The following is an 18,249-nucleotide window of genomic DNA, read 5'->3' as shown; positions in this document are numbered from 1 at the left end:
GGGTGGCCGGCGTGCGGCGAACAGTGGCGGTGTTGACGGGGCTCTGCCTCATGGTCGTTGCCGCAGCTTGTGGTGAGCGGGGGCAACCCTCGTCGGCCCCGCCAGCCGCATCGTCCGCGTCGAGCGAACGACCGGCGGCCGGTGACCACCATCTCACCCTGCACCACAACGGACTCGACCGCACCTACTTGCTGCACGCGCCCCCGGGGTACGACCCGGGCAGGCCCTCCGCGCTGGTCATCGCGCTGCACTTCTATCCCGGCCTCGGATCCTCGATGCGGGAGTTGGCGGGCCTGGACGCCAAAGCCGACAAGGACAACGTGCTGGTCGCCTACCCCGACGGGCAGGGCGGTGGCTTCAACGCGCTGGTCTGCTGCGGCGGCGCGGACGACGTCGGCTTCCTCAACGCCCTCACCGACCATCTGGTGCAGACCTGGCACGCGGACCCGAACCGCGTGTTCCTCACCGGCATCTCGAACGGCGGCGACATGAGCTTCCGGACGGCGGTGGAGAGCACTGGCAGGTTCGCCGCGATCGGGGTGGTCAGCGGTGGTTACAGCGGAAATCTGACCACCGCCGACAGTTACGTGCCGAAGAGCCCGGTCTCCGTGATCACCTTCATCGGCGGCCAGGACCGCTACGCCTCGATCTTCCAGGCCGGCATGCGGACCTGGCAGCAGCGGCTCGGCTGCCGGCCGAGCCCGAAGGCGTCCGGGGTGCCGGGTGTGACGCACACGGTGGCGGGCTGCGCGGACGGCAGCGAGGTCAGCGTCTACACGATCGCCGACATGGGCCACAGTTGGCCGGGAGCGACAACGGGCCAACTCGCCGCATCCTCCGCGGGGCTGTCCGCCACCGACCTGATGTGGGAGTTCTTCGCCGCCCACCCGCGCAAGGCCTGACCTACAGGCGCAGCAGCATCCGGGTGTTGCCCAGCGTGTTCGGCTTGACCCGCTCCAGGTCGAGGAACTCCGCGACACCCTCGTCGTACGAGCGCAGCAGCTGCTCGTAGACCGGCTGCGGCACCGGAGCGCCGTCGATCTCGCGGAAACCGAACGCGCCGAAGAACTGCGTCTCGAAGGTGAGCACAAAGATCCGCGCCACGCCCAACTCCCGGGCCGCGTCGATCAGCTCGCCCACCAGCCGGTGCCCGATCCGCCGGCCCCGACAGACCGGGTCCACCGCCACCGTGCGGATCTCGGCCAGGTCCTCCCACATGACGTGCAGCGCACCGCAACCCACCACGACGTCGTCCTCGGCCCGGACCGCGACCCGGAACTCCTGCACCTGCTCGTAGAGGGTGACTGTCGCCTTGCTCAGCAGCCGCCGGTCGTCGGTGTAGGTGTCGACGAGTCGTCGGATGCCCCGCACGTCCCCGGTGCGGGCCCGCCGTACGAGGATCTGACTCTCGGGTGCCTCGGACCCGGCCTGCGTGCTCATTCGGCCGCCGGCACGTCCACGCACGGCCCCGCCGACCACCAGGGCTCGACCAGGCCCAACGTCTCGTCGCCGAACGGGTTCACCCCGGGGCCGGCGCCCAGCGCGTGACCCAGGTGCACGTGCAGGCACTTCACCCGGCCCGGCATCCCGCCGGCCGAGATGCCGGCGATCTCCGGCACCTCGCCGATCGCCTCCCGGCGGGAGAGGTAGTCCTCGTGCGCGGCGCGGTAGTGGGCGGCCAACTCCGGGTCCGTCGTCAGCCGGTCCGCCATCTCCTTCATCAGCCCCGCCGACTCGAGTCGGCTGCACGCGGCGGTGGCCCGAGGGCAGGTCAGGTAGTAGAGCGTCGGGAACGGGGTGCCGTCGGCGAGGCGGGGGGTCGTCTCCACCACGTCGGGAAGGCCACACGGGCACCGGTGGGCCACCGCCCGGGTGCCCCGGGGCGTCCGGCCCAGTTGCGCGGCCACCGCGGCCAGGTCCGCCTCGGTGGCCGGCTCGCGCTGCGGCAGGGGAACGGAATCCGCCGCCGGCTCCGACGGTGGTACGACAGTCACGGTGCCCATCTCTCCTGGTGTGCTGGTCGGTGGATCACTGGCCCGGCTGCTGGCTGTCCGCCGCCCGCACGCTCGACCAGAGCGTGTCGTACCAGGTCACCGGCCCGGTTGGCGGGGCCGTACCGGCCGACTTGCCGGCGTCCCGGGCGGCGCCCTCCGGGTCGTGCAGCACCACCATCATCTTCTCGCCCGGCTCGCCCATGAAGAACCGCTCCCGAGCCTGCGTCTTGATGAACTCGTCGTCTTTCCAGTTGGCGGCCTCGGCGGCGAGCTTCGCGATCTCCCGCTCCTGCACCGCCTGGGCCGCCTCCATCCGCTCGATGTCGGCCTGCTGGTCCAGGTAGACCCGAACCGGGTAGGTGTAGGCCAGAGCGAGCGCGATCAGGACCGCGAACAGCACTGTGGCCCGGCCGGTGAAGCGACGGGGGTGGGGTGCGGCGAGCCGCTTCACGGAACCAGCGGCAGCGGTACGCCGAGCGGCGGCGGGACGATTCGCGGAGCGCACGCCTTCGGCGCCGCGGGCAGCACCCGGCGCGCGACCGGCTGCGCGCGGCTCGGCGCGTACGCCGGCCTCCCGGACCGATCCCCGCGTGGCACGCCCGCCGCCCGGCCGACCGGACTGACCCGGCCGGCGGGCGGGACGCTGACCACCCGGTGTGCGGCGCTGCTGCATCGTCACACCCCTCCCCCGAGGCTTCGTGCGTCTCAGGCCGAACGGTAGCGCGGGAACGCGCCAGCGCCGGCGTAGCGCGCCGCGTCGGCCAGCTCCTCCTCGATCCGGAGCAGCTGGTTGTACTTGGCGACACGGTCCGAGCGGGCCGGGGCGCCGGTCTTGATCTGGCCGCAGCCGGTGGCCACCGCCAGGTCGGCGATGGTGGTGTCCTCGGTCTCGCCGGACCGGTGGCTCATCATGCACTTGAAGCCGGCCCGGTGGGCCAGGTCCACCGCGTCCAGGGTCTCGGTCAGCGAGCCGATCTGGTTGACCTTGACGAGAACGGCGTTCGCCGCCTTCTCCGCGATGCCGCGGGCGATGCGCTGCGGGTTGGTCACGAACAGGTCGTCACCGACGATCTGCACCCGGTCGCCGATCGAGGCGGTCAGCGTCTGCCAACCGCTCCAGTCGTCCTCGGCCAGCGGGTCCTCGATCGACACGATCGGGTACTCGTCGGCGAGCTTCGTGTAGTAGGTGCTCATCTCATCGGCGGACTTCGAGGCACCCTCGAACGTGTAGGTGCCGTTGTCGAAGAACTCCGTGGCCGCCACGTCGAGCGCGAACACGATGTCGGTGCCGAGCCGGTAACCGGCCTTCTCGACCGCCTCGGCGATCAGGTCCAGAGCCGCCGCGTTCGTCGGCAGGTTCGGCGCGAAGCCACCCTCGTCGCCGAGCCCGGTGGAGAGGCCCTTCTTCTTGAGCACCGACTTCAGCGCGTGGTAGACCTCCGCGCCCGAGCGCAGCGCCTCACGGAAGGTGGGCGCGCCGATCGGCGCGATCATGAACTCCTGGATGTCGACGTTCGAGTCGGCGTGCGCGCCACCGTTGAGGATGTTCATCATCGGCACGGGCAGGAGGTGCGCGTTCGGGCCGCCCAGGTAGCGGAAGAGGCTCAGCTCGGCGCTGCCGGCAGCGGCCTTCGCCACCGCCAGGGAGACCCCGAGGATGGCGTTCGCGCCCAGCTCCGACTTGCTCTCCGTGCCGTCGATGTCGAGCATCTTCTGGTCGATCAGCCGCTGCTCGCTGGCCTCGTACCCGATGATCTGGTCGACGATCTTGTCTTCGACGTTGGAGACCGCCTTCTCCACGCCCTTGCCCTGGTAGCGGTCGGCGTCACCGTCGCGCAGCTCGATCGCCTCGAAGGCGCCGGTGGAGGCGCCGGAGGGCACGGCGGCGCGGGCTACCGTGCCGTCGTCCAGACCGACCTCGACCTCGACCGTCGGGTTGCCCCGCGAGTCGAGAATCTCCCGGGCGACGATTCCCTCGATGGTTGCCACTAAGTCGCTCCTCGTTGTTGTGATCCGGTCCGTGGGTGGGCCGCGACGGTGCGGCTGAGGCAGGTGTTGAACGCAGCGTATCGGGCGACGCGAACGGGCACGGCGTCGCCCGCGCACCCGGGTCACCCCGCGTTGACGGACATTCCCGGATTTCCGGGCGTCAACCGGCAACGGGTTTGCGCTGCGCGGACCAGATCCACCAGGCTGGTCGCCATGCCCGCCGCCTCGACCACCCTCCGCATGCTCGCCGTGTCGGTCATCGCGTCGCTCACGGTCACCGGCTGTCAGACATTCGAGGACGCCGGAGTCGCCATGGGCCGCTCGGAACTCGTCAACGACCTCGCCGCCCGGCTCGATCGGGCACTGGAGTTGACCTACTCGGCCGACTACCAGTTGCCCGGCGGCCAGCGCGCCGCGATCGCGCAGGCACAGGACCCGGCGCGATCCACCTACACCTATCCGGGCGGGCAACTCACCGTCACCCCGGAGGCCATCACCCGGTGCACGACGACCGGCGCCCGCCCGCAGTGCACGCTGATCACCCCACCCACCCCGGGCAGCAAGCCCACAGTGACGCTGTTCGGTGAGGCCAACCAGCAGGGCCTCGTCACGCCGCCGGTGGTGGTCGGGCTGCTCACCGCCGCCGCGCTCGACCCACAGGCGGTCATCAAGCAGAGTGACACCACCGTCGCCGGGCACCACGCCGCCTGCGTCGCGGTGCAGAGCTCGTCGTCCGGCGACTTCACCGCCTGCGTGACCACCGAGGGCGTGCTCGGCAGCTTCACCGGGCCGGTCGACGGCAAGCCGATGGAGCTGGCACTGAGCAACTACTCCGCGACCGTCGACGAGGCCGCGTTCGAACCGCCCGCCGGCGCCGATGTCGTCGACCGCCGCCCCGGCGGCTCGTGACCGACCGACCGGACGAGCCCCCAACCGTCGCGCCGCCCGGTGGGTTCCTGCCCGGGGCCGATCGGAGCCTGCCTCCCGGCCCCGGTGACCTGGCCCTGCCGGTGACCGGCGCGAAGCTGCTGACCGGCGTCGACGGCCAACTCCTCCGCGTCGCCGACCTGCCCGCCGACACTGACTGGGTGCCGCTGGGCACGCTCGACGGAGTGCCCGCCTGGGGCGCCGACCTGACCACCACAGCCAACGACCTTCCCGGTCCGGCGCGCGCCTGGGCGTCACTCGCCGCCGAGGTGCCGGAGCCGCACGCCACGCTCGCCGGCCGGGCGCTGGCGGTGCTGACCTGGCGGCGTACTCACCGGTGGTGCGGCGCCTGCCGAGCGGAACTGACCGACCGACCCGGCGAGACCGCCCGACAGTGCCCCGACTGCGGCCTGTACGTGCCGATGCAGCTCTCCGCCGCCGTACTGGTGGCGATCACCCGGACCGGCCCACCCGGGCACGTTGACGAGCTGCTGCTGGTCCGGCACGCCACCGGTCCGACCGGGCTGTGGGCGCTGGTGGCCGGCTTCGTCGAAGCCGGCGAGACACTTGAGGCGGCGGTACACCGGGAGGTCGGCGAGGAGGTCGGGCTGCCCGTCGACCGGCTGGCCTACTTCGGCAGCCAACCGTGGGCGATCTCCGGCCCGGGCGTGCTGCTCGCCGGCTTCACCGCCCGTGCCGCCGACCCGCACGCCGAACCGGTGGTCGACGGGCGGGAGCTGACCAGGGCTCAGTGGTTCGGCCTGGATGCGCTGCCGGCGCAACTGCCGCCCGCGTACTCCATCTCGCGCTGGCTCATCGACGCGACGGTGACCGCCGGGCGGCGCTGAAACCCGCGCCGCCCGCGCTTTCTGCTCAGAGACCGAGCAGGGTGCGCAGGTGGCGCGGGGGCGGGCAGTCGTGGGCGAGCATCGCGTCGTGCCAGTCGCGGACCGACACCCCGTCGGGGCGGGCGGCGGCGATCTCGGCCACCTCGCTGTACCCGACGAAGTAGGTGGAGAGCTGGGTGGAGGTCAGCTGCGCGCGCCGCCACTTGCCGGCCGCCTCGCCCTCCTCCTGGAAGCCGCGCCCGGTCATCAACGCCATCGCCTCGGCCTCGGGCAGGTCCTCGGCGTGCACCAACTGGTCGAGCAGCGCGTTGATGGTCATTCGCAGTTGCATCTTGAGCTGCTGCAACCGCACCGGAAGACCGCCGAAGCCGAGCCCCGTCATCAGCTCCTCCGCGTAGACCGCCCAGCCCTCGATGAACGGGCCGGACTCGGCCAGCGCGCGGACCCGCGTCCCACCGACGTAGCGGCGGGCGTGGGCGAGCTGGAGGAAGTGCCCCGGCATCGCCTCGTGCACGGTGAGGTTGCGGATCATGTGGTCGTTGTATTCGCGGTAGAACGACTCGACCCGCTGTGCCGGCCACTCCGACGGGGTGGGCGCGATGCAGTAGAAGGTCGGCACGACGGCGGTCTCCAGCGGGCCGGGCGCGTCGCAGTACGCCACCGCGACCCCCCGGGCGAACTCCGGCATCTCCTGGATCACGCAGCGGTCGTCGACCAGTGTGACCAGGTCGTGTGCGCGGACGAAGTCGGTCGCCTCGTCCAGGGTCACCCCGGCCAGCTCGACGATCGTCGCGTCGTTCGGGTGCTCGCCGGCGAGCAGGTCCAACGCCCGACGCACTGTCGCGTCGTCGGCCGGACCGCCGACCAGCTCGACGGCGGTCTCGCGGATCTCCGCGGTGACGCGGTCCAGGTTGGCCCAGGCGCGACGCTGGATCTCGGCGGCGCCCAACTCGGTGTCGAGGGTGTGCCAGAGCCGTGCCTCCCAGCGACGCCGGCCCAGTCGCGGGTCACGGCCGGGGCCGGCATCGGCGGCCAGGCCGGTACGCAGCCAGGCGACGAACTCCTCCAGCGCGGCGATCGCGGCGGTGGCCGCCGGCTCGACCCGGTCGAGGTGGCCCGGCGCCTGGGCGAGCAACGGCGGCAGCTCGTCGCGGATCAGCGCGGCCGTGCCGGTGAACTGCCCCACCGCCGTCTCCGCGTGGATGCGCGGCATGTCCCGCAGCGTCGCGCGGGCGGTGGCGAGGGCGTCCGGTACGGCGGCGAGCCGGCCGGCCAGTTGGGTCAGCCGCACGTCCGCGGGGGCGTACGGGCGGGCCAGCAGCGGGTGCAGCAGCGGGCCGGGGTTGTGCCGCAGCGGATCCCACTCGTGCGAGCGGATCTCGGTCAGCTCGAACAGCTCCCGGTCCACGAATGAGGTGAGCAGCGCGTGGTCGACCTGCTCATCGATGTCGAGCGAGTCTGGGTCCAGTTCGGACAGTGCGTTCCCCGCGTCGGAGAGCATCGCCCGATCGGCGGTCAACCCGTCGGCGGACAGGTCCGGCAGTCGGTCGTCGAACCGGTGGTCCCCGGCGGCGGTGGCAACCCCCGGCCGCGACTCCAGTAAAGCCTCGACAACCCGCTCAGCCAGCACCCCAAACGCTTCCACCGCCCCACCCTACCGACCACCCCACCCCAGGCCGCCGGTTCCGCCCACCGCCCCCGCACCGTCGGGTTGATCAAGAGGTTTCCGTCAGGCTCGAGCCGAACCCTGACGCAAACCTCTTGATCACCGCGGGCTGGCGGGTGGGGGTGGGGGTTCGGCTTGGCGGATGGCTTCGGCGTAGGCCAGGGTGGCGCGGCGAAGGGCTGCCTCGGGGTCGATGCCTGCCTCGCGGGCCGCGGCGACCGTTGCCAGCAGGCTGGCACCCAGTCGCGCTTCGGCGTCCACCTGGGTGTCCGCCAACGGGGGCGGAACCTCGATGCCCCTGCGGGCGGCGCGGCCGAGGATCTGCGTTGCCAGGGCCAGCGCGGGCTGACTCAGGGCCACGCCGTCCAACACCGAGTGCCGTGCCTTCTCCGCGCGCTTGATCCGCTCCCAGTTCTCGGTGATCTCCTCCAGGGTGCCCGCCTCAGCACCGGCGAAGACGTGCGGATTACGCCGGATCATCTTGTCGACCAGACCACCGGCCACGTCGTCGATGGTCCACCGCTCGTCCTCGGGCAACTCCTCGGCGAGCCGCGCGTGCAGCACCACCTGCAACAACACGTCGCCCAACTCCTCGCGCAGCGCGTCGGTGTCGTCGGCGCTGATGGCGTCGTAAGCCTCGTAGCTCTCCTCCAGCAGGTAACCGGCGAGGCTGCGGTGCGTCTGCGCCCGCTTCCACGGGTCGCCACCCGGAGAGGCCAGTCGATCCAGCACGGCCACCGCGTCGAGCAGCCGGGCACCCGGCGGATCCCACGAGCCGTACATCAACTCCATCTCGGCCAACCCGGGCTGCCGGGCCAGCCGCAGACCCAACTCCCGGGCCAGCGCCTCGTCACCCGCCGGACCGGCCAGCCACACCACAGTGCCGTGCTTCGCCACCGCGTCCAGCAACGGCTGCGTCGCCGGACCGTCCACCACGGTGACCTCGGCGCCCGCCTGGCGCACGGCCGTGGTCAACTCGCTGTCCGCGCCGGTCAACACCGGGTGCTGGCGTACGACGTCCCAGGCCGCGGCCGTCAACAGGCCGGCGGGCAACCGAGGTGAGGTGACCAGGAGGACGATCCGTGCGGTCATGCTCAGCTGGCCGTGCCCTCGGCCTCCGGCGTCCCGGTCGGCCCCTCCGGGGTGGAAATGTCGGTGACCGCGTCAGAGGCCGGCTCACCCAACGGCACACTCACCGCGGGTGCGTCACCGGCGAAGCTGAGCAGCGGGAACTCAAGCGGACGGTACCGAGGGCTGACGGTGACGTCGTAACGACCGACCGCCTCGGCCAGGATCCGCTTGGTCGCCAGCGCGCCGCGTAGCTGCTCGCCGTCGAGCTGCTGGGCGGCGTCCGCGTCGGTCACCTCAGCTGGGATCTTGCCGGCCGCACGCCCGGCGGCGATCACGTCGGCGATCTCCTCCTTGGTCGGCTCGACCGGCTCGGCCGGCAACCCGGACAGGCAGGTGAAGAGCTTCGCCACCTCCCGCACGTGCCCGGTCTCCGGGGCGAGACCGAGCTGCTGGGCGGCCTGGTCGGCCGCCACCTGGCCGCGCGGCTGGTAGTTCTTCTCGGCGGAGAGCTTCTCGCACACCTTGGTCAGCACCATGGTCCGAACCACGTCGGCCACCTTGGGCAGGGTCGGTTGCGCCGCCTCGGGCTGCCCACTGGCGGATGACTCCGGCGCCGGGTTCTTCGTCCGCAGGTCCTTCATCGCGGTGGTGACCTGAACGTCGGTGATGCGCTGGTCACCGATGTAAGCGGCGATACCAGGCTCAGCACGGCAACCGGAGAGGGCGACGAGGCCGAGCGCCACAGTGGCGACGGCGGCAAGACGGCGAGCACGCATAGCCGTCACTCTCTCACGCCGTCACCCGGGGTTGTGACGCCCCCCACCTTCGCTGATCCCACGACCAGGGACGGCGTCGACGGACCGTCCCTGGTCGAGAGCACACCGCCGGCTCAGGCACTCGCGGCGACGGTGATGGTTCAGGCGCTCGCTGCGACGGCGAGTGGGGCGGGAGCACCGAGCACATCGGAGAGCAGTTGCGCGCACCACTGGAGCAGCGCCTGGTCACGCAGCGGCTCGCCGCCGATCCGACGGGTGGTCGGTCGGGGCACGCTGACCTGGTCGGTGGCCTGCTTGTAGACGGCGTCCGGGTGGTAGCGCTTGAGCCGCATCTGCTTCGAGTCCGGCAACGGCAGCGGGCCGAACCGCACGTGCTTGCCCTGCATGGACACGTCGGTGAGGCCGTAGCGGCGGGCCAGCAGACGGAACCGGGCCACCTCCACCAGGTTCTGCACCGGGGCCGGCGGCTCGCCGTACCGGTCCTTCATCTCGGCGACCACCTCACCCAGCCGCTCCTCGTCGCGCGCCTCGGCCAGCTTGCGGTACATCTCCAGGCGCAGGCGCTCCACGCTCACGTAGTCGTGCGGCAGGTGCGCGTCGATCGGCAGGTCGATCTTGACGTCGGGCTCGTCCTCCGACCGCTCACCCTTGAACGCGGAGACCGCCTCGCCGACCATCCGCACGTACAGGTCGAAGCCGACGCCCTCGATGTGCCCGGACTGCTCGCCGCCGAGGAGGTTGCCGGCGCCCCGGATCTCCAGGTCCTTCATCGCCACGTACATGCCGGCACCCAACTCGGTGTGCTGGGCGATGGTCGCCAACCGCTCGTGGGCGTGCTCGGTGAGCGGCTTCTCGGGCGGGTAGAGGAAGTAGGCGTACGCCCGCTCCCGGCCCCGGCCGACCCGGCCCCGGATCTGGTGCAGCTGGGCCAGGCCGAGCAGGTCGGCCCGCTCCACGATCAGGGTGTTGGCGTTCGGGATGTCGATGCCCGACTCGACGATCGTGGTGCAGACCAGGACGTCGAACTCCTTCTCCCAGAAGCCGACCATGACCTTCTCCAGGGCGTCCTCGCCCATCTGGCCGTGCGCCACCGCGACCCGCGCCTCGGGCACCAGCTCCCGCAGCCGCCGTGCCGCCCGGTCGATCGACTCGACCCGGTTGTGCAGGTAGAAGACCTGCCCGTCGCGGAGCAGCTCACGGTGAATGGACGCGGCGACCTGCCGGTCGTCCTGCGCGCCGACGAAGGTGAGCACCGGGTGCCGCTCCTCCGGCGGGGTGGCGATGGTGGACATCTCCCGGATGCCGGTGATCGCCATCTCCAGGGTGCGCGGGATCGGGGTGGCCGACATGCTGAGCACGTCGACCGACGCGCGCAGCGTCTTCAGGTGCTCCTTGTGCTCGACACCGAAACGCTGCTCCTCGTCGACGATCACCAGACCGAGCTGCTTGAAGCGGGTCGCCGTCTGGAGCAGCCGGTGCGTGCCGATGACGATGTCGACGGTGCCGTCGGCGACCATCTCCAGCGTCCGCTCGGTCTCCTTCGGAGTCTGGAACCGGGACAGCTGCCGGATCTGGACCGGGAACTGGCTCATCCGCTCGGCGAACGTGTTGTAGTGCTGCTGAACCAGCAGGGTGGTCGGCACCAGCACCGCCACCTGCTTACCGTCCTGCACCGCCTTGAAGGCCGCCCGGACCGCGATCTCGGTCTTGCCGTAGCCGACATCACCGCAGATCAGCCGGTCCATTGGGACGGTCTGCTCCATGTCCCGCTTGACCTCGTCGATCGCGGCGAGCTGGTCCGGCGTCTCCTGCCAGGGGAAGGCGTCCTCCAGCTCACGCTGCCACGGGGTGTCCGGGCCGAACGAGTGCCCCTTGGACGCCTTACGGGCGGCGTAGAGCTGGATGAGCTGCGCGGCGATCTCCCGGACCGCCTTGCGGGCCCGGGCCTTGGACTTCTGCCAGTCCGAGCCGCCCATCTTGTGCAGGGTCGGCTGTTCGCCGCCCACGTAGCGGGAGAGCTGGTCGAGCTGGTCGGTGGGGACGAACAGGCGGTCGCCGGGCTGACCCCGCTTGCTGGCCGCGTATTCGATCACCAGGTATTCGCGGCTGGCCCCGTTGACGGTGCGCTGCACCAGCTCGACGTAGCGGCCGATGCCGTGCTGCTCGTGCACCACGTGGTCGCCGGCCTTCAACTCCAGCGGGTCGATGGTGTTGCGCCGCCGGCTCGGCATCTTGCGCATGTCCCGCGTCGAGGTGCCCCGACCGCCGGTCACGTCATTGCCGGTGAGCAGCACGAAGCGGGACGCCTCGTCGACGAACCCGCTGCTCAGTGCACCACAGGTGACCACCAGCTCGCCGGGGACGGGCGCGGTCGGCACCTCCTCGGTCAACCGGGCACCCAGGCCGGCGTCGCGCAGCACCTCCACCGCCCGCTGGGCGGGGCCGTGCCCCTCGAAGACCAGCGCGATCGACCAACCCTCGCCGGCCCAGCGCTTGAGGTCGTCGACCACCCGCGAGGTCTCGCCGTGATAGAGCGGCGCCGGTTGGGCGGACAGGGTCACCGCGATGGCGTCGTCCGGAGTGACTGCGGCCTGCTCGGGCGCGTCCTCCCAGGGCTGCCGCGTCTCGGCGCTCTCCCCCTCCACCAATCCGAACGGGGACAGCGTCCACCACGGCTGGCCGAGCCTGCCAGCGGCGGCGCGTACCTCGCCGAGAGTGCGGAAGGCGGCGGCGCCGACGTCCACCGGGGCCTGGCCGCCGACCGCGGCGGCGGCCCAACTGGCCTGCAGGAACTCCTCCGAGGTACGCACCAGGTCGTGCGCCCGCGTGCGGATCCGTTCCGGGTCGCAGAGCAGGACGTGGGTGCCGGCCGGCATGGCGTCGAGCAGCAGCTCCAGTGAGTCGGGGCCGACCAGCACCGGGGCCAGCGACTCCATCCCCTCCACCGGGATGCCCTCGGCCAGCTTGTCGAGGATCTCGGCCAGCTCGGGGTGCTGCTCGGCGAGCGCGGCCGCCCGGTCGCGGACCGCCGGGGTGAGCAGCAGCTCACGGCAGGGCGGTGCCCAGAGCAGCGGAACCTGCTCGATGGTCCGTTGGTCGGCGACGGCGAAGGTGCGGATCTCCTCCACCTCGTCGCCCCAGAACTCGACCCGGGACGGGTGCTCGTCGGTGGGCGGGAAGACGTCCAGGATGCCGCCGCGCACCGCGAACTCGCCGCGCTTGGTGACCAGGTCGACCCGGGCGTACGCCATGTCGATCAGCCGGCGGGCGACCTCTTCCAGGTCGGCCTCCTCGCCGGCAGCGAGCTGTACCGGCTCCAGATCGCCGAGCCCCTTCAACTGGGGCTGGAGCAGCGAACGGACCGGGGCCACGACCACTCGCAGCGGCCCGGTGCCGCCGTGCGCGTCGGTCGCCTCCGGGTGCGCCAGCCGGCGCAGCACGGCCAGCCGCCGGCCGACCGTGTCGGAGCGGGGGGACAGCCGCTCGTGCGGCAGCGTCTCCCAGGAGGGGAAGACCACTACCTGCTCGGCCGGCAGCAACCCGCCCAGCGCGGCGGCCAGGTCGTCGGCCTCCCGGGTGGTGGCGGTCACCGCCAGCACCGGTCGCCCGGCGCCGTCGTTGTCCGCGGCGACCGCCGCGACGGCGAACGGGCGCAGCGCCGCCGGGGCGGTGATGTCGAGGCCGTCGACCTGGGCGGCACCGGAGCGCGCCAGGTCACGCGCCCGGGTCAGCCCGGGGTCGGCCAGGGCGGCGGTGAACAGACCGGTGAGCAAGGGAAATCCTTCCCGGGGAGTCGACGCACACGACGGCGGCCCCTCGTCCAGCCGGACGGGGGGTGCACGACGCAAGCCTATCCCCGTCCACCGACACACACCCCCTTCCGCCCAGGTCCGCGCCGCGACGGCGCGCGTCACCCGCACCTCAGGGATCTTGACCGCCGCCGGCGGGCGTGGTCGGGTTTCGGTATGGGTGAGCAGTGGCGGGCACAGTTCGACGCGGAGGTCAGCTTCGCCAACGGCGGCGGGCTGCGTACCGAGGGGTTCCGGCTGGACATTCCCGGTCGGGAGATCACCGACGGCGACCTGGCGGCGTTGTTCGTCCGGCACCTCGGGCTGCTGATGGTCGCCGACGTCCGGATCAGCGCCAAGACGATCATCGAGGAGCCGCACAAGGGGGGCCGGGGTGTCGCGGTCGACGGATCCGGCGCGGGTCGTCGGCTGGTCGAACTGAGCCACGTGATCAGCGACGGGATGACCACCCTGCCGGATTGGCCGGGCCCCCGGATCACCGACTGGCTGACCTTCGCGGCATCCCGCGAGCGGTACGCCCCGGACACCGAGTTCCATGTGGCCCGAATCGACATGATCGCCAACACCGGCACGTACCTGGACACGCCCGCCCACCGCTGGGCCGGCCGGGACGACCTGACCGGGGTGCCGCTGGACCGTCTCGCCGATCTACCGGGGGTGGTGGTCCGGGTGCCGGCCGGCATCCGCGCGGTGGACCGGCTGATGCTTGCCCCGTACGAGGTGACCGGCCAGGCGGTGCTGCTGCACACCGGGTGGGACGCGCACTTCGGCACCGAGAGGTACGGCGCCCCGGACGCGCCGTACCTGACCGGGGACGCCGCCCAGGCGCTGGTCGACGCGGGGGCGGCAGTGGTCGGCATCGACTCGATCAACATCGACGACATGAGCCCGGCGGCCGCTGGCGTACGCCCCGCGCACAGCACGCTGCTCGCCGCCGGCATCCCGATCGTCGAGCACCTGACCGGCCTGGACGCGTTGCCGCCGAGCGGGTTCCGGTTCACCGCTGCCCCGCCGATGGTGGCCGGCATGGGCACCTTCCCCGTTCGCGCCTTCGCCGTCGTCAACCCCTGACGCCACCCGCGAGGCCGTCGACGCACGGCCGGCGGCCGGTCTCTGCCGCACCGTGGGGGCGCGCGGCCAACTGGTTCCACCCTGCGGTCTGCAAAACGGACCATAGGCTGACAACGTGGACAAGGACTCGCACGGCACAGCTCGCGACTGGGCGCCGCGCAGCATCGGACTGCTCCTCGGCACCCTCGTGCTGGCCACGGCGTTCATCGCGGCCTACGTCGGCGCGTTGCACCAGCCCACACCCCGCGACGTGCCGATCGGCGTCGTCTCCGGCGACCAACGCGCCCGGGCGACGCTCGACGCCGTGCGCGGCCAGACCAACATCCTCAAACCCATCGGGTACGACGACCCGGGCGCCGCCGAGCACGGACTGCTGAGCCGCGCGGTGTACGCCGTGCTCAGCACCGGACCCGACAACGGCCTGATCCTCACCGTGGCGAGCGCCTCCGGCCCCTCGGCCACCAGCGCGATCAAAGAGGTCCTCGGCACCGCCACCACCCGCACCGGCACCCCGCTCCAGATCGTCGACGAGGTGCCGGTCACCCCGGCCGACCCGCGCGGGGTGGTGCCCTTCTACCTGAACGTCGGGTACGTGCTCGGCGGCTACCTGGGCTCGACCGTGCTCGGGATATCCGCCGGCACCACCCCCCGAACGGCGCGACGCGCCGGACTGCGCATCGCCGCCCTGGCTGTCTACAGCGTGCTGCTCGGCATCGCCGGCGCGGTGGTGGTCGGACCCGTCCTGGACATCTGGCACCACGACGTGCCGACGATCGCCGCCATCGGCGCGCTGGCCGTCTTCGCCGCCGCCATGTTCGCCAGCGCCATCCAGGGTTGGCTCGGCGTCGCGGGCACCGCGCTGGTCATCCTGCTGTTGGTGGTGCTCGGCAACCCGGGGTCCGGCGGCATCTACGCGCCCGAGTTCCTGCCCGGGGTGCTGCGCGGCATGCACCGCTGGAACATCCCCGGGCTCGCCAACGACCTGACCAAGGCCGCCGTGTACTTCGACTGGCGGTCGGCCGGCTGGCCGGCTTTCGCCCTCGGGATCTGGACGGTGCTCGGAGCGCTCGGGTTGGTCAGCGCGAGCCTGGTCCGCGGCCGCCGGGCCGCCCCCTCCGGCCCCTCGCCGGACCGCGACGGTGGTTGAGATCACCCCGGAAAACACCCTCCCGAGGGCAGTGGATCACCAGGGGGCCCTCCAGACATCCCCGGCGCGCGGATACCATCCAGTAAGTCGGACAGCGCTGTCCTTCGTACCCACGTAAGGGAGCGCATCGTGACCGACCAGCACGACCACGACGGCCCGGACGCCGCACTGCGCGCCGACATTCGCCGACTCGGCACCCTGCTCGGCCAGACCCTGGCCCGCCAGGAGGGTCGCCCGCTGCTCGACCTCGTCGAGGAGATCCGCGCCCAGGTTCGCTCCGACGCCCCCGCGGCCGCCCAGCGCCTCGGCGGGCTCGACGTGACCACCGGCACCAAGCTGGCCCGCGCCTTCTCCACCTACTTCCACCTGGCCAACATCACCGAGCAGGTGCACCGTGCGCGTGATCTGCGCCGTCGCCGCGCGGTGCAGGGCGGCTGGCTGGACCAGGCCGCCAAGATGATCGCCGAGCGCGGGGTGCCGGCCGAGGAGATCGCCAACGCGGCTCGCCGGCTGGCGGTGCGACCGGTCTTCACCGCGCACCCGACCGAGGCGGCCCGTCGCTCGATCCTGTCCAAGTTGCGGGCGATCGCCGACGAGCTGGACACCGAGACCGCCAACGCGATCCTCTACGGCGCCAGCGACGAGGGCCCGGCCAACCGCCGGCTGGCCGAGTTGCTGGACCTGATGTGGCAGACCGACGAGCTGCGGCTCGACCGGCCGGACCCGACCGACGAGGCCCGCAACGCGATCTACTACCTGCGCGACCTGTACGCCGAGGCCGCCCCGCAGGTGCTCGACGACCTGGCCGACACGCTGCGCACGCTCGGCGTGGAAACCTCACCGACGGCCCGGCCGCTGAGCTTCGGCACCTGGATCGGCGGCGACCGCGACGGCAACCCGTTCGTCACCCCGGCGGTCACCCGCGAGGTGCTGACCATCCAGCACGAGCACGGCATCGCGGCCACCGAGAAGGCGATGGACCACCTGATCAACGAGGTCTCGGTGTCCCGCCGACTGCGCGGGGTGTCCCTGGACCTCTCCGCCAGCCTCGCCGCCGACCTGGACGCGCTGCCCGAGGTGGCGCAGCGCTTCCGCCGGGTCAACGCGGAGGAGCCGTACCGGCTCAAGGCACGCTGCGTGAAGGCGAAGCTCGCCAACACCCGGCTGAGGTTGCGCCAGGGCACCGCCCACGTACCGGGCCGGGACTACCGGGGCTCCGCCGAGCTGATCGCCGACCTCGACCTGCTGCGCGCCTCGCTGGCCCGCAACTCCGGGCAGCTCACCGCGGTCGGCCGGCTGGCCTCCACCATCCGTACGGTCTCCGCGTTCGGCCTGCACCTGGCCACCATGGACGTCCGGGAGCACGCCGAGGCGCACCACGCGGTGCTCGCGCAGCTCTACGAAGCGGTCGGCGAGGTCTCCGACTACCCGGCGCTGACCCGGCTGGAACGCACCAAGCTGCTCGCCGACGAGCTGACCGGTCGCCGTCCGCTGTCGACGGTCGACACGTCGCTGTCCGAGCCGGCCCGCAAGACGTTCGACGTGTTCGGGACCATCCGGGAGGCACAGGACCGGTTCGGCGCCGAGGTGATCGAGTCGTACATCATCTCGATGACCCTGGGTGTCGACGACGTGCTGGCCGCCGTGGTGCTGGCCCGCGAGGCCGGTCTGGTGGACGTGCACAGCGGACGGGCCCGGGTCGGGTTCGTGCCGCTCCTGGAGACCCCGGCCGAGCTGAACTCCGGCGGCGAACTCCTCGACGAGCTGCTGTCGCTGCCCGCGTACCGGGCGCTGGTGACGGCCCGGGGTGACGTACAGGAGGTCATGCTCGGCTACTCCGACTCGAACAAGGAAGCCGGGATCACCACCAGCCAGTGGTCGATCCACCGGGCGCAGCGCGCGCTGCGCGACGTGGCCGCCCGGCACGGTGTGCACCTGCGGCTGTTCCACGGCCGGGGCGGCACGGTCGGGCGCGGCGGCGGGCCGACGCATGAGGCGATCCTGGCGCAGCCGTACGGCACCATGGACGGCGCGATCAAGGTGACCGAGCAGGGCGAGGTGATCTCCGACAAGTACACCCTGCCCTCGCTGGCCCGGGAGAACCTGGAGCTCACCCTCGCCGCGGTGCTCCAGGCGACTCTGCTGCACACCGCACCCCGGCAGCCGGCCGAGATGTTGGAGCGCTGGGACGCGACGATGGACGTGGTCTCCGAGTCGGCGTTCCGGTCCTACCGGTCGCTGGTCGAGGACCCGGACCTGCCCGCGTACTTCTGGGCGTCCACCCCCACCGAGCTGCTCGGCGCGCTGAACATCGGCTCCCGGCCGGCGAAGCGCCCGAACACCGGCGCGGGCCTGTCCGGGCTGCGGGCCATCCCGTGGGTGTTCGGCTGGACGCAGACCCGGCAGATCGTGCCGGGCTGGTTCGGCGTCGGCTCCGGGCTTGCCGCCGCCCGCGAGGCCGGTCTGGCGGACGTGCTGGCCGAGATGCACCGCAACTGGCACTTCTTCCGCACGTTCCTGTCGAACGTCGAAATGATGTTGACCAAGACCGACCTGAGCATCGCCCGCCGGTACGTCGAGACGCTGGTGCCGAAGAAGCTGCACCCGATCTTCGAGCAGATCGAGCAGGAGTACGAGCTGACCAAGCGGGAGGTGCTGGCGGTGACCGCCTCACCGGCCCTGCTGGAGAACTCGCCGGTGCTTCAGCGCACCCTGGCCGTCCGCGACACCTACCTGGAGCCGCTGCACCACCTCCAGGTGGCGCTGCTGCGGCAGTACCGGGAGTCGGGCGCGGCCGGGAGGGCGATCGCCACCGCACCGGGCGGCCGACGCGCACCGAGCGACGGCACCGCACTGGAACGCGCGCTGCTCACCACCGTGAACGGCATCGCCGCCGGGATGCGCAACACCGGCTGATCGACAGGTACGAAAAACGGGCCCCGGTCGCTGCG

The 18,249-nt window shown here is 71.9% G+C and carries 14 protein-coding genes; 6 read left to right on the top strand and 8 right to left on the bottom strand.

Features of this window, described 5'->3' with window-relative positions; genetic code table 11:
* Positions 1 to 11 precede the first annotated feature (11 nt).
* Positions 12 to 902 (top strand): CE1 family esterase, encoded by an 891-nt coding sequence (locus tag GUI43_RS08045; protein WP_249037681.1) that lies wholly within the window; start codon positions 12 to 14, stop codon positions 900 to 902.
* Between the two features lies 1 nt (position 903).
* Here the strand turns inward: GUI43_RS08045 and GUI43_RS08040 are convergent, their stop codons facing one another.
* The 4 genes from GUI43_RS08040 to eno are packed head-to-tail and all read right to left on the bottom strand — an operon-like array spanning position 904 to position 3,983.
* Positions 904 to 1,440: an amino-acid N-acetyltransferase gene (locus GUI43_RS08040; protein ID WP_112581981.1), complete on the bottom strand. Its 537-nt coding sequence runs from the start codon at positions 1,438 to 1,440 to the stop codon at positions 904 to 906.
* The gene (locus GUI43_RS08035) at positions 1,437 to 1,994 is read right to left on the bottom strand and encodes a DUF501 domain-containing protein (RefSeq protein WP_112698510.1); all 558 of its coding nucleotides are present in this window, start codon (positions 1,992 to 1,994) and stop codon (positions 1,437 to 1,439) included. The genes GUI43_RS08040 and GUI43_RS08035 overlap by 4 nt, the downstream gene beginning before the upstream one ends.
* Positions 1,995 to 2,028: 34 nt before the next feature.
* Complete coding sequence (locus tag GUI43_RS08030; RefSeq protein WP_112601968.1) at positions 2,029 to 2,667, bottom strand: FtsB family cell division protein; 639 nt, start codon at positions 2,665 to 2,667, stop codon at positions 2,029 to 2,031.
* 32 nt (positions 2,668 to 2,699) lie between these two features.
* Entirely contained in the window at positions 2,700 to 3,983 is a 1,284-nt protein-coding gene (gene eno, locus GUI43_RS08025; protein ID WP_112581954.1) for a phosphopyruvate hydratase, read from the bottom strand.
* A 213-nt stretch (positions 3,984 to 4,196) separates the two neighbouring features.
* Between eno and GUI43_RS08020 the strand changes: the two genes are divergently transcribed.
* Complete coding sequence (locus GUI43_RS08020; protein ID WP_112698470.1) at positions 4,197 to 4,892, top strand: hypothetical protein; 696 nt, start codon at positions 4,197 to 4,199, stop codon at positions 4,890 to 4,892.
* Complete coding sequence (nudC, locus tag GUI43_RS08015) at positions 4,889 to 5,758, top strand: NAD(+) diphosphatase (RefSeq protein WP_112698469.1); 870 nt, start codon at positions 4,889 to 4,891, stop codon at positions 5,756 to 5,758. Before GUI43_RS08020 ends, nudC begins: the two co-directional genes overlap by 4 nt.
* Positions 5,759 to 5,783: 25 nt before the next feature.
* On the opposite strand, the gene GUI43_RS08010 is transcribed toward nudC, so the two are convergent.
* From GUI43_RS08010 to mfd, 4 genes are all read right to left on the bottom strand, one after another.
* Positions 5,784 to 7,403: a DUF885 domain-containing protein gene (locus tag GUI43_RS08010; RefSeq protein ID WP_112698468.1), complete on the bottom strand. Its 1,620-nt coding sequence runs from the start codon at positions 7,401 to 7,403 to the stop codon at positions 5,784 to 5,786.
* A 120-nt stretch (positions 7,404 to 7,523) separates the two neighbouring features.
* On the bottom strand, positions 7,524 to 8,516 hold the full coding sequence (locus GUI43_RS08005) for a nucleoside triphosphate pyrophosphohydrolase (RefSeq protein ID WP_112698467.1): 993 nt from the start codon (positions 8,514 to 8,516) through the stop codon (positions 7,524 to 7,526).
* Positions 8,517 to 8,518: 2 nt separating this feature from the next.
* Positions 8,519 to 9,271 (bottom strand): hypothetical protein, encoded by a 753-nt coding sequence (locus GUI43_RS08000; protein WP_112581947.1) that lies wholly within the window; start codon positions 9,269 to 9,271, stop codon positions 8,519 to 8,521.
* A gap of 140 nt (positions 9,272 to 9,411) precedes the next feature.
* Positions 9,412 to 13,044, bottom strand: coding sequence for a transcription-repair coupling factor (gene mfd / locus GUI43_RS07995; protein ID WP_112581946.1), 3,633 nt, complete (start codon positions 13,042 to 13,044; stop codon positions 9,412 to 9,414).
* A 192-nt stretch (positions 13,045 to 13,236) separates the two neighbouring features.
* Here mfd and GUI43_RS07990 point away from each other — a divergent pair, with 192 nt between their 5' ends.
* The 3 genes from GUI43_RS07990 to ppc all read left to right on the top strand — a co-directional run bounded on the left by GUI43_RS07990 (position 13,237) and on the right by ppc (position 18,214).
* Entirely contained in the window at positions 13,237 to 14,151 is a 915-nt protein-coding gene (locus GUI43_RS07990; RefSeq protein WP_112698466.1) for a cyclase family protein, read from the top strand.
* A 115-nt stretch (positions 14,152 to 14,266) separates the two neighbouring features.
* Positions 14,267 to 15,298, top strand: a complete 1,032-nt coding sequence (locus tag GUI43_RS07985; RefSeq protein ID WP_112581943.1) for a hypothetical protein — start codon at positions 14,267 to 14,269, stop codon at positions 15,296 to 15,298.
* A 129-nt stretch (positions 15,299 to 15,427) separates the two neighbouring features.
* The gene (ppc, locus tag GUI43_RS07980) at positions 15,428 to 18,214 is read left to right on the top strand and encodes a phosphoenolpyruvate carboxylase (RefSeq protein ID WP_112581942.1); all 2,787 of its coding nucleotides are present in this window, start codon (positions 15,428 to 15,430) and stop codon (positions 18,212 to 18,214) included.
* Positions 18,215 to 18,249: the final 35 nt, after the last annotated feature.

Source organism: Micromonospora noduli (assembly GCF_003264365.1).
Taxonomy (GTDB): domain Bacteria; phylum Actinomycetota; class Actinomycetes; order Mycobacteriales; family Micromonosporaceae; genus Micromonospora; species Micromonospora noduli.
Note: the sequence above shows the minus strand (reverse complement) of the source record. Positions and strands in the feature narration are given on the sequence as shown.